The sequence below is a fragment of the Nonomuraea sp. NPDC050790 genome (genome assembly GCF_044456745.1).
GTDB lineage: Bacteria > Actinomycetota > Actinomycetes > Streptosporangiales > Streptosporangiaceae > Nonomuraea.
On sequence record NZ_JBITGF010000005.1, the window covers coordinates 521436 to 533075 of the forward strand.

The following is an 11640-nucleotide window of genomic DNA, read 5'->3' on the forward strand; positions in this document are numbered from 1 at the left end:
AGTTACCAGCTATCGCGTAAACTGGTTACATGACGGAGAGCGAGGCGCCGGGGGCGCTGGAGAGGGTGCGGACGTTCCTCAACACGTGGTGGGTGCCCAACGACACGCGGGTGGCCGAGGACGGGCTGGCCGCCACGCTGGACGATCCGGCTGACCTGGAGGAGATGGCCGAGCTCAGGGCGGCGTTGCGGGGGGCGCTGGGGGTGGAGCGGCCGGGCGTGCTGGGGGCTTGGCTGGAGCGGCACCCGCTGCGGGCCGGGCTGTCCTCCGATCCCGGGGGGCCGCCGATCGTGCTGACCCCCGAGGACGGCACGGCGGCGGGCCGGGTGCTGGCGGTGGTGGCGGAGGCGGTGCGAGCCGGTCAGTGGGCGCGGCTCAAGGCGTGTCCCGACTGCTCGTGGGTCTTCTACGACCACAGCCGCAACGGCAGCCGCCGCTGGTGCGTGATGAGTCCGGGCGGTTCCGACGCGCGGGGGTGCGGGAGCATCGCCAAGGTGCGCGCCTACCGGGAGCGCAGGCGCGACCTCAGCGGGTGAGCGCGTGGACCGGGCCGGAGGTGGTGGCCAGCGGGTGGCAGGTGCCGCCGCGGCGGGTGGCGACGAGTTCGGCGGCTATGGCGACGGCGACCTCCTCGGGGGTGCGGGCGCCGAGGTCGAGCCCGATCGGGGAGCGCAGGCGGGACAGCTCCGCCTCCGACAGTCCCGCCTCGTGCAGGCGGCGCCACCTCTCCTCGTGGGTACGGCGGGAGCCAATCGCGCCCACGTAGGCGGCCTCCGTGCGCAGGGCGCGTTCGAGGAGGGGGAGGTCGAACTTCGGGTCGTGGGTCAGGACGGCGATGGCGGTGCGGCCGTCCACGGGGGTGCGCTCCAGGTAGCGGTGCGGCCATTCCACGACCACCTCGTGGGCGTCGGGGAAGCGCCGGCGGGTGGCGAAGACCGGGCGGGCGTCGCAGACGGTGACGTGGTAGCCGAGGAAGCGTCCGGCCCTGGTGAGGGCGGCGGCGAAGTCCACGGCCCCGAACACCAGCAGCCTGGGCGGGGGCGCGTGGGTCTCGACGAACATCCGCAGCCCGTCGCACCCGACGTCCCTGACGCCGGTCAGACCGGTGTCCAGCATGGCCGCGGCCTCCTGCGTGACGAGGCGGTCGAGGGCCGGATCGCCGACGGTACCGGTCGCGCGGGAGGGCGCGAGGGCCAGGGCGGTGGTGTAGGGCTCGCCACCGGCCGCCAACGCGGTGGTGCGGGGGTCGTCGGTGGCCGTCACCGCGGTGGGGACGGGGTTGTCGCCGACCGGAGTGACGGGGTCGTGGGTCGCCCTGGCCGGAGGCAGGATCCGGGCCAGGGCGACCGGCTCGTCGGCCGCCAGCGCGTCCAGGTAGGCGCGGAAGGCGGGGTCGCCGGTGAAGGGCCAGACGAGGATCTCGATGATGCCGCCGCAGGTCAGCCCGACCGCGAACGCCTCGTCGTCGCTGTAGCCGAACGTCTCGCGCAGCGCCCTGCCCTCCTCCAGGGCGCGCAGGCACAGCTCGTAGACGGCGCCCTCCACGCAGCCGCCCGACACGCTGCCGACGGCGGTGCCGTCCTCCGCGACGGCCAGGGCGGCGCCCGGCTCGCGGGGGGCGCTGCCGCCGGTCCCGATGACGGACGCGACCGCGTACCGCCTGCCTTCCCGGCTCCAGGCCAGGAGGTCCTCGACGAGGTCACGCATGTAGGTCTCCTTCGCAGCGGCCGGGGACGCCGGTCGGCGCCCCCGGCACGGGCTCAGCCGAACAGCCCCTCGATGAACGAGATCCCGAAATAGGCCACGAAGATGGCCGTGATCAGCCACAGCAGCCAGTGGATCTCGGAGAACCGGCCGCGGGCCGCCTTGATCACCGTGTACGCGACGATCCCCGCCCCGACCCCGTTGGTGATCGAGTAGGTGAACGGCATCAGCGCGATGGTGAGGAAGGCGGGGACGGCCAGTTCCAGGTCGTCCCAGGAGATCTTCCTGGCGGCCGTCATCATGAGCGCCCCGACCAGCACCAGCGCGGGCGCCGCCGCCTGGGCGGGCACCACGGCGGCCAGCGGGGTGAGGAACATGGCGCCCGCGAACAACGCGCCGGTGACGAGGCTGGCGAGGCCGGTGCGAGCGCCCTCCCCGACTCCCGCCGCCGACTCGACGACGACCGTGTTGGCCGAGGCCCCGGTGGCGCCGCCGATGATGGCGCCGAAGCCGTCGATGGTGAGGATCTTGCCGATGCCCTTGATCTGGCCCTTGTCGTCGGCCAGCCCGGCTTCCTCCCCGACGCCGATGATGGTGCCCATCGCGTCGAAGAAACCCGACAGCACCAGCGTGAACAGCACCACGGTGGCCGTCAGGATCCCGGCCTGCCCGAATCCGCCGAACAGGTCGATGGAGCCGAGCAGCCCGAAGTCGGGGGTGGCGACGATGTCCTTGGGCATGGCCGGGGTGACCACGCCCCACTTCAGCCCGTCCACGGCGGCGTTGACGACGATGGCCAGCGCGGTCGCGGCCACGATGCTGATGAGGATGGCGCCGGGCACCCGCCGCACGTACAGGGCGAGCATGAGCAGCAGTCCCGCGCAGAACACCACGACGGGCCAGCCCTGCAGGTGGCCGCCGGTGCCGAGGGTGATGGGCGTGCCCTCGCCCCGGCCGACGAAGCCGGCGTCCACGAGGCCGATGAGCGCGATGAACATGCCGATGCCGACCCCGATGGCGTGTTTCAGGCCGGTCGGGATGGCGTCCATGATGAGCTGCCTGATGCCGGTGAGGGCGAAGACGACGATCACGACGCCTTCGAGCACGACCAGGCCCATGGCCTGGTCCCAGGTCATGTACGGCGCCGCCTGGAAGGCCACCACCGGCGCCACGCCGAGCCCGGAGGCCAGCGCGAACGGGGCGTTGCCCACCAGGCCCATGAGGATCGTGGTGAGCGCGGCCGACAGGGCGACGGCGGTGGTCAGTTGCGGGATGGTGAGCTGGGCGCCGGTGACGTCCTTGGCGCCGCTGAGGATGATCGGGATGAGCAGGATGATGTAGGCGACGGCCACGAAGGTGGTGATGCCGCCGCGCACCTCCCTGCCGACGGTGCTCCCCCTGCCCGACAGGTCGAAGAACCTGTCCAGCGCTCCGGTGGGGGGTTTGGTCTGGAGTTGGGTCATGGTCGGGGCCCTCCTCGGGGCATGGTCGACCTGCGGCTGCGCTGCCGCTGGGTGCGGTTGTGGAGTCTCTCCCGCTGAGATGGGGGGTGCGGGCTGCCCCTGTTGATCAACTCACCCGGAGTGGTTCATCCCGTGATGTGCTCCGGACGCACAGGCACTCGGTGGAGTGCGAGCCCCGTGGCGTCGCGGATGGCCGCGACGATGGCCGGGGTGGAGGAGAGCGTGGGTGGCTCTCCGGCGCCGCGCAGCCCGTATGGGGCGCGCGGGTCGGCGTTCTCGAGGATTTCCAGCCGCATGGGCGGCATGTCGAGGATGGTGGGGATGAGGTAGTCGGTGAAGGACGGGTTGCGTACCTTGCCGTCGCTGACCACGATCTCCTCCATCACGGCGAGGCCGAGTCCCTGGGCGGTGCCGCCGTGGATCTGGCCCTCCAGGGAGAGGCGGTTGAGGATCTTGCCGACGTCCTGGACGGCGGCCAGCTCCACGACCTTGACCAGGCCGAGCTCGACGTCCACGTCGACCACCGCCCGGTGCACGCAGAGGCCGAGCTGGGCGTGGGTGTCGCCCTGGCCGGTGACCTTGTCCATGCCGGTGGTGGGCTGGTGGTGGTACTCGCGGGTCTCCTCGATGACCCGGTCGCCGAGCACGTCCTCGATGGCGGCGACCACGCCCTGCGTGGCCGACACGACTTTCCCCCCGACGAGCGACAAATCGTCGTATGTTCCGTCGAAGAGCTCGAAGATCCGATCACGTACGGCCCAGCACGCCGCCTGGACGGCCCCGCCGGTCATGTACGACTGCCGCGACGCCGACGACGACCCCGCGTCGCCCACCTGGTTGTCGGCCGGGTGGATGACGACGTTCTCGATTCCCAGCTCGGTGCGAGCGATCTGGGCCTCGATGGTCACCAGCCCCTGGCCCACCTCGGCCGCGGCCGTGTGCACCAGCGCCGTGGCGACGCCGCCGATGACCTCCAGCCGCACCTTGGCGGTGGAGTAGTCGTCGTAGCCCTCGGAGAAGCAGAGGTTCTTGATGCCGACGCCGTAGCCGACGCCGCGCCGTACCCCTTCTCCGTGGGTGGTCTGGGAGGCGCCGCCCGGCAGGTTGCGGATGTCGGAGTCGTCCAGCGGCGGCGGCATCGGCAGGTCGCGGGCCTGGGCGAGCATCTCCTTCATGGGCAGCGGCGCGTGGATGATCTGGCCGGTAGCCAGCGCCGACCCCTGGGAGGCGGCGTTTGTTTGCCTGATGGTCACCGGGTCCAGCCCGCAGGCTTCACCCAGCTTGTCCAGGATGGACTCGTAGGCGAAACACGCCTGGACCGCGCCGAACCCGCGCATCGCCCCGCAGGGCGGGTTGTTGGTGTAGACGCCATAAGCGTCGATCTTGATGTTGGGGATCACGTAGGGGCCGACGCCCAGCGAGGCGGCGTTGCCGATGACGTTGAGCGTGGACGAGGTGTAGGCGCCGCCGTCCAGGATGATCTCCACGTCGGCGTAGAGGATCTTCCCGTCCTTCGACGCGCCGTACTCGTAGCGCATCTGGGCCGGGTGCCGGTGCACGTGGCCGAAGAACGACTCGTGCCGGTTGTAGACCATCTTGACGGGCTTGCCGGTGTGCACGGCGAGCATGGCGGCGTGGATCTGCATCGACAGGTCCTCGCGGCCGCCGAACGCGCCGCCGACCCCGGACAGCGTCATCCGGATGCGGTCCTCGGGCAGGCCGAGGCAGGGGCCGATCTGCTTGAGGTCGTTGTGCATCCACTGGGTGGCGACGTAGAGCTCGACGCCGCCGTCCTCGGCGGGCACCGCCAGCCCGGACTCGGGGCCGAGGAAGGCCTGGTCCTGGATGCCGACCTCGTAGGTGCCCGAGACCACCACCTCGGCCAGCCCGCGCACCGCCTCGACGTCGCCGACCCTGACCGGCTGGTGGCGCGCCGGGTTGGGCCGGTCCTGGACCTGCGGGTAGGAGGGGTCGAAGGCGGCCCGCCTGGCGTCGGTCAGCGGCTCCAGGACCTCCCACTCGATGGCGATCTTGTCGAGCGCGCGGCGGGCGGTCTCCGGGTGGTCGGCGGCCACGAGCGCGATCGGCTCGCCCTGGTGGCGTACCTCGCCGATGGCCAGCACGGGCTGGTCCCAGGTGAGGTCGACCCCGTAGTGCTTGCGGCCGGGGACGTCCTCGTGCGTGAGGACGGCGTGCACCCCCGGATGGGCCAGCGCGGGAGCGATGTCGATGGAGACGATGCGGGCGCGCGGATGCGGGCTGCGGAGCGTGGCGCCCCAGAGCATCCCGTCGATCCACAGGTCGGAGGTGTAGGCGAACTCCCCCTTGACCTTGAGCGTGCCGTCGGGACGCAGTGGGCTCTCGCCCACTCCCCCGGTGCCGGGGGCGATGATGTCGCGCGGCGCGCGCAGCGGGGTCGTCACGTGTGTACCTCCTTGGCGACGGAGAATCCCTGTTCCCGTGCCAGCCGCATCAGGCGGCGGTGCGCCTCGGCGCCCGCCCGGCCGGAGGCGTCCTGGTCGACGGTCTTCAGCTCGTCGTTCTCCACGACGCTCTCGCCGCCGACCAGCAGGCGGGCCAGCGGCGGCTGCCGGGTGCCGAAGACGAGCTGGCAGACGGGGTCCTCCACGGCGCTGCCGAAGGCGCCGTCGACGCGCCACAGCGCGATGTCGGCGAGCTTGCCGGGCTCCAGCGAGCCGAGCTCGTCCGCGCGGCCGAGGTTGCGCGCGCCGCCCAGGGTGGCCATCTCCAGCGCCTGCCGGGCGGTGAGCGCGGTGGGCCCGTGCGCGGCGCGCTGGAACAGCAGCGCCTGGCGCATCTCGCCGGACAGCGTGGTCAGCTCGGAGGAGGCGTTGCCGTCCACACCGAGCCCCACGTTGGCCCCGCGCCGCAGCATCTCCGAGACGCGGGCGATGCCCGCGCCGAGGCGGCCGTTGGAGGAGGGGCAGTGGGCCGAGCCCGTGCCGGTGGCGGCGAACTTGTCGATGTCGGCGTCGCTCAGGTGCACGGTGTGGGCGAACCACACGTCGGGGCCGAGCCAGCCGAGCTTCTCCATGTAGTCGACCGGCCGCACGCCGAACGCCTCGACGCAGTGCTCGTCCTCGTCGAGCGTCTCGGCCAGGTGGGTGTGCAGGCGCACGCCCTTGGCCCTGGCCAGCTCCGCGGCCTCGGTCATCAGCTCGGCGGTGACGGAGAACGGCGAGCAGGGCGCGACCGCGACGCGCAGCTTCGAGGAGAAGGACGGGTCGTGGTAGGCGTCGATGGCCTCGGCGGTGGCGGCCAGGATGGTGTCGCGGTCCTCGACCACGACGTCCGGCGGCAGGCCGCCCTGCGACTGGCCGCGGTCCATGGAGCCGCGGGCGGGGTGGAAGCGGATGCCGAGCTCGCGGGCGGCCTCGATCTCGGCGGCGAACAGGTCGCCGCGTCCCTTCGGGAAGACGTAGTGGTGGTCACTGGACAGCGTGCAGCCCGACAGCGCCAGGTAGCCGAGCCCGGCGGCGGCGGCGCCCTTCACGACCTCGGCGTCCATGGCGGCCCACACCTGGTAGCTGGCCACCAGCCACTCAAACAGCGTGGCGTCCTGGGCCAGGCCCTGCGAGGCCCACTGGTAGAGGTGGTGGTGGGTGTTGACCAGGCCGGGCGTGGCCAGGCAGCCGGTGCCGTCGATCCGGGTCTCGCCGGGGGCCGCCTCCGGTGTCCCGGAGCCGACCTCGGTGATCCGGTCGCCCTCGATCCGGATGTATCCGGACGGGATCTCGGGGCCGGCGACCGGCGCCACGTGGACGTTCTCGATGATCATGGGGTGACGGCCTTTCTGGACGCGGCCAGCCGTACCGCGTCGAGGATCTTCTCGTAGCCCGTGCAGCGGCACAGGTTGCCCGCGAGCGCCTCACGGATCTCCGCGTCCGACGGGTCGGGCACGCGCTCGATGAGGTCGTGGGCCTGCACGATCAGTCCGGGCGTGCAGAAGCCGCACTGCACGGCGCCGCACTCGACGAACGCCTCCTGGACGGGGTCGAGGCGCTCGCCGTCGGCCAGTCCCTCGACGGTGCGGACCTCGCGGCCCTCGGCCTGCCCGGCGGCGACCAGGCAGGAGCAGACCGGGGTGCCGTCCAGGTAGACGGTGCACGAGCCGCACTCGCCCTGCTCGCAGGCGTTCTTGGAGCCGGGCAGGCCGACCCGCTCGCGCAGCACGTACAGCAGGCTCTCTCCGGCCCAGACGTCCTCGACGGACTCCTCGCGGCCGTTGACGGTGAAGGAGACCCTCATCAGGCGGCCCTCACTTTCCGGTAGTCGTTCCACGCCCAGGTGAGGGTGCGGCGGGCCATCACCGCGATGGCGTGTCTGCGGTAGTCGGCGGTGCCGCGCACGTCGTCGATCGGCGAGGCGGCCTGGGCGCACAGCTCGCCGAAGCGCCGCAGCATCCCGGTGTCGAGGCGGGCGTCCCAGTCGAGCTCGCCCGCGAGGAACTCCTCGGCCTCCAGCGCGCGGCGCGGCGTCGGCGCGGCCGAGCCGACCCCGGTCCCGACCCGCCGCTCGGCCGGGTGCAGCGCGACCGAGAACGAGCAGACCGCGATGACCATGGCGTTGCGGGTGCCGACCTTGGAGAAGTACTGCGGCCCGCCCGCGGCCTCGACGCGCACCGCCCTGATCAGCTCGTCCAGCTGCAGCGCGCTGCGCTTGACGCCCAGGTAGAACTCGTGCGCGGGGATCATCCGCACGCCCCGCGCCCGCGACTCCACCTCGACGACCGCGCCCGCCGCCAGCAGCGGCGGGTGGCTGTCGCCCGCGGGCGAGGCCGCGCCGAGGTTGCCGCCGACGGTGCCGCGGTTGCGGATCTGCGGCGAGCCGACCGTCCGCGCGGCCTGCGCCAGTCCCGGCAGCACCCCGCCGAGCTCCTCAATGATCTTCACGTACGGCAGGCCCGCCCCCACCCGGTAGGTCTCGCCCTCCCGCGACCAGGTGGCCAGCTCGGCCACCTGGTTGAGGTCGAGCAGCGCGGGCGGCCTGTGCACGTCGAAGTTGATCTCCACCATCACGTCGGTGCCGCCCTGGATGGGCACGGCCTCCGGCTGCTCCGCCTTGGCGGCCAGCGCCTCCGCCCACGTCGTGGGCCGCAAGAACTCCATCAGTCAGTCACTCCCAGGCGAAGGCGGCCTCGGGGGCGTCGTCCCGCAGGACGGCGCCCTCGATCAGCCCGTAGGGCCGGTCGGCCGCGTAGTAGACCTCGTTGTCGTTGTCGAGCCCGAACGGCGCCAGATCCACGAGGAAGTGGTGCTTGTTCGGCATCGCGAACCTGATCTCGCAGACCTCCGGGCGGCTTTCGAGCACCCGGCTGCCCATGGCGTAGAGGGTCTGCTGGAGGGAGAGGCTGTGGGTGTCGGCGAAGGCTTCGAGCAGGCAGCGCCGTACCTCGTCGTAGGACTTGCCGAAGTCGCCGGAGGCGCCGGTGTGGCGCCACCGGGCGGAGACGGCGGTCGCGAGGATGCGGTCGGTGGTGGGCTTGAGCGTCGTGTACTCGTCCTCGATGTAGCCGTGGAACTCCGAGCCGGTCGAGTTGAGCACGACGAGGTCCTTCAGTCCGGACACGACGGTGGTGCGGCCGTCCCTGTCGTGGTGGACCACGCAGGTGCGCACCTCCCCGCCGTCGCGGACGAAGGAGTGCCGCCGCTCGCCGGGCAGGGGGATGCGGCTCCAGGCGTACTCCTCGATCTCCACGCGGGCGTGGTGGATCGTGGGCTGGCCGGTGACGTAGTGCCGGGCCAGCAGGAGGGCGAAGTCCTCGATCTGGTCCACGCCGTGCTTCTTGGCGAAGGCATAGGCGGTGTTCTTCTGCGTGTCGGTCGGGAGGACGGCCGCGTTGCCTCCGGTCAGGTGGACGTCGGCCATGTCGCCGGACAGGGCCGAGCTGACGTTGATGTCCTTGATGTGGTGGACACCCCCGTCCCGCACGACCCGGACGACCCTGGTCTCCGCCTTTCCGTAGCGGTTGGGCCCGAGAATGACAGGCATCTAGCTCCCTCGGTAGGTGGAGTACGCGAACGGGCTGAGCAGGAGCGGCACGTGATAGTGCTGGTCCGGGTCCTCGACGGCGAACGTGATGACCACCTCGGGGTAGAAGGAGGTCAGCTCGCCGGTGTCGAAGACCACGCGGTGCACGCCCCGGCCGGGGTTCCAGCCCTTGATCCGGCCGTCGTCGTCGGTGCGTCCCTCGGCCACGACCTGGCCGTCCCGCTCCAGCCGTACGGGGACTCCCGCGGCGGGGCGGCCCGTCGCGGCGTTCAGGATGTGGGTGGAGAAGCTCATGCCACGCCCACCAGCTTCGCCATGCGCAGCCGGGTGATCTTGGCGAGCTCGTCGCGGACCACGCGGCGCTCGCTCTCCTCGTCGTTGAGCAGCCGCTCGTTGAGGCGGTCGAGCATCTGGCGGCCGGTCAGCCCGGTCGCGCAGATCAGGTACACGTGGCCGAACCTGTCCTCGTAGTCCCTGTTGCCGCGCGCCAGGTCGGCCAGCACGTCCTCGCCGACGCCCGCCTGCTCCTGACGCGACCACTTCTCGGTGGTGCGCTCGCCGATCCTCGGATGGGCGCCGAGCGCCTCCAGCACGTCGGGCCAGTCCAGCGCGCGCACCGCGGTGTCGGCGGTGGCGGTGAGCTGGGCCAGGTCCCGGTGGGGCCGGAGTGCGGCCACGGCCCTGGCGAAGGCGGGCGAGGCGCAGCAGGCCATCAGCTCGCGCTCGGCGTCGGCCGGGCTGAGGGCGTTGAAGTCGGCCAGCCCGGACACGGTCTGCAGGTTCGGCATGTCAGAAGTACACACAGGGCTCTCGTGCCCGGTCCATCCGCAAGAACTCCGAACTGCTCCAGGGGTTGGTCAGGACTTTTCGTGTCATGCTCCAAGTTCTGGCAGCCCCCGGGCACGGGTACTGTCCGTGCATGCGACTCAACGCGCTGCTGGAGATGCCGGAGCTGGGCCTGTCGACCGTGGCCGGACACGACGAGCTCGACCGGCCCCTGCGCTGGGTCGTCACCACCGACCTGCTCGACCCCGGCCGCTACCTGTCCGGCGGCGAGCTCGTCCTGACCGGCCTCATCTGGCGCAACTCCCCCGCCGACAGCGAGACGTTCGTGGCCGCGCTGGCCGCCGCCGGGGTCTCGGGGCTCGGCGCCTGCGAGGCGGCCTCGGGCGACCTACCCGCCGACCTGGTGGCCGCGTGCGAGCGGCACCGGGTGCCGCTGTTCCACGTGCCGCAGGCGCTCGGGTTCGCCGAGGTGACCGAGCACATCGTGCGGCGGCTGTCGGGCGCGCGGGCCTCCGACGTGAAGGCCGTGCTCGACCGGCACCGCCAGCTCGTCTCCGGCGCCGGGCTCGACCCGGTGATGGACATGATCGGGCGCGACCTCGGCATGCGCGGCTGGGTGCTGACCGCCTCCGGCCGCACGGTGGCCGGCGCCGACCCGCCCGCCGACCCGGCCATGCTGGCCAGGGCGTTCCTGACGGCCAAGCGGCTGCCGTGCGTACGCGGCGGCCACACGATCTTCCCCGTGGACGAGCAGACCACCTCGCGGGTGGCCGACTGGTTCGTGGCCTTCGAGGGCTCCATGGACGACTGGCCCGAGGAACGGCTCGCGCTGGCCGCGGAGCTGGCCGCCGTCGCCGCGCTGGAGCGCATGCGGCTGGACGACCGGCTCAGCCCCGAGGGCCGCATCGCCCAGGAGCTGGTCAGGCTCGTGGTGACCGAGGGCCGGCCCAGCGACATCCTGCCGCGCCTGCAGGTGACCGGCCTCGCCGACGCCTCCGGCTACGTCGCCGTCGCCGCCGCCGCGGGCGGCGGCCTGCGCCCCGGCGAGCTGCGGGTGATCGTCAAGGAGATCCTGTACGGCCTGCGCCCCGTCATCGGCGTCGTCGAGGACGAGACGATCGCCCTGGTTTCGGCCGGCGGCGAGGAGGACCTGACCGGCCGGGTACGCGACGCCGTGCGCGCCCTGGCCCCCGGGCTCGGCGGCAGCAGGCTCACCGTCGGCGTCAGCGGGCAGGCGCGGGTCGAGGGGCTGCGCGGCGCGGTCGAGGAGGCCCGCTACGCGCGCCGGATGGCCGAGGGCCGCGCCGAGCCGGACGCGGTCGTGGGTCACGACGAGCTGGCCACGCACGTGCTGCTGCTGGCCTCGGTGCCCGACGACGTGCGGCACATGTTCCGCGTCCGGCTGCTCGACCCACTGCGCTCCTACGACCAGGTCCACCGGGCCGACCTGGTGCGCACGCTGGAGGCGTTCCTGCAGTGCTCGGGCTCGTGGACGAAGTGCGCGGAGCTGCTCCACGTGCACGTCAACACGCTGCGCTACCGCATCCAGCGCATCCAGGACCTCACCGGGCGCGACCTGTCGCGGCTGGAGGACCGGGTGGACTTCTTCCTGGCGCTGCGGCTGGGATGACGCCGCGGCGCAGCGCGTAAAGACTGGTCATGGCGACGGGGCGGG

General features: G+C 72.3%; 11 protein-coding genes. 2 read left to right on the forward strand and 9 right to left on the reverse strand.

The annotated features are described in order from the left end of the window. Positions 1 to 29 precede the first annotated feature (29 nt). Positions 30 to 536 carry a CGNR zinc finger domain-containing protein gene (locus tag ACIBEJ_RS27640; protein WP_397185729.1) on the forward strand — a complete coding sequence of 169 codons (507 nt, stop codon included), beginning with the start codon at positions 30 to 32 and terminating at the stop codon, positions 534 to 536. On the opposite strand, the gene ACIBEJ_RS27645 is transcribed toward ACIBEJ_RS27640, so the two are convergent. The 9 genes from ACIBEJ_RS27645 to uraD form a co-directional block, all read right to left on the reverse strand. After that, positions 526 to 1707 (reverse strand): XdhC family protein, encoded by a 1182-nt coding sequence (locus tag ACIBEJ_RS27645; protein WP_397185730.1) that lies wholly within the window; start codon positions 1705 to 1707, stop codon positions 526 to 528. The genes ACIBEJ_RS27640 and ACIBEJ_RS27645 overlap by 11 nt on opposite strands. 53 nt (positions 1708 to 1760) lie before the next feature. Continuing rightward, positions 1761 to 3167, reverse strand: coding sequence for an NCS2 family permease (locus ACIBEJ_RS27650; protein WP_397185731.1), 1407 nt, complete (start codon positions 3165 to 3167; stop codon positions 1761 to 1763). 125 nt (positions 3168 to 3292) lie between these two features. Beyond that, positions 3293 to 5590 (reverse strand): xanthine dehydrogenase family protein molybdopterin-binding subunit, encoded by a 2298-nt coding sequence (locus ACIBEJ_RS27655; protein ID WP_397185732.1) that lies wholly within the window; start codon positions 5588 to 5590, stop codon positions 3293 to 3295. Continuing rightward, positions 5587 to 6966 (reverse strand): 8-oxoguanine deaminase, encoded by a 1380-nt coding sequence (locus ACIBEJ_RS27660; RefSeq protein WP_397185733.1) that lies wholly within the window; start codon positions 6964 to 6966, stop codon positions 5587 to 5589. Before ACIBEJ_RS27660 ends, ACIBEJ_RS27655 begins: the two co-directional genes overlap by 4 nt. Then, positions 6963 to 7436, reverse strand: a complete 474-nt coding sequence (locus ACIBEJ_RS27665; protein WP_397185734.1) for a (2Fe-2S)-binding protein — start codon at positions 7434 to 7436, stop codon at positions 6963 to 6965. The genes ACIBEJ_RS27660 and ACIBEJ_RS27665 overlap by 4 nt, the downstream gene beginning before the upstream one ends. Further along, positions 7436 to 8296, reverse strand: a complete 861-nt coding sequence (locus ACIBEJ_RS27670; protein WP_397185735.1) for an FAD binding domain-containing protein — start codon at positions 8294 to 8296, stop codon at positions 7436 to 7438. The genes ACIBEJ_RS27665 and ACIBEJ_RS27670 overlap by 1 nt, the downstream gene beginning before the upstream one ends. 7 nt (positions 8297 to 8303) lie before the next feature. Next, complete coding sequence (gene pucL, locus ACIBEJ_RS27675) at positions 8304 to 9179, reverse strand: factor-independent urate hydroxylase (protein WP_397185736.1); 876 nt, start codon at positions 9177 to 9179, stop codon at positions 8304 to 8306. After that, positions 9180 to 9473, reverse strand: coding sequence for a hydroxyisourate hydrolase (gene uraH / locus ACIBEJ_RS27680; RefSeq protein ID WP_397185737.1), 294 nt, complete (start codon positions 9471 to 9473; stop codon positions 9180 to 9182). Further along, on the reverse strand, positions 9470 to 9967 hold the full coding sequence (gene uraD / locus ACIBEJ_RS27685) for a 2-oxo-4-hydroxy-4-carboxy-5-ureidoimidazoline decarboxylase (RefSeq protein WP_397185738.1): 498 nt from the start codon (positions 9965 to 9967) through the stop codon (positions 9470 to 9472). Before uraD ends, uraH begins: the two co-directional genes overlap by 4 nt. A 131-nt stretch (positions 9968 to 10098) precedes the next feature. Between uraD and ACIBEJ_RS27690 the strand changes: the two genes are divergently transcribed. Next, the gene (locus ACIBEJ_RS27690; protein ID WP_397185739.1) at positions 10099 to 11595 is read left to right on the forward strand and encodes a PucR family transcriptional regulator; all 1497 of its coding nucleotides are present in this window, start codon (positions 10099 to 10101) and stop codon (positions 11593 to 11595) included. Positions 11596 to 11640: the final 45 nt, after the last annotated feature.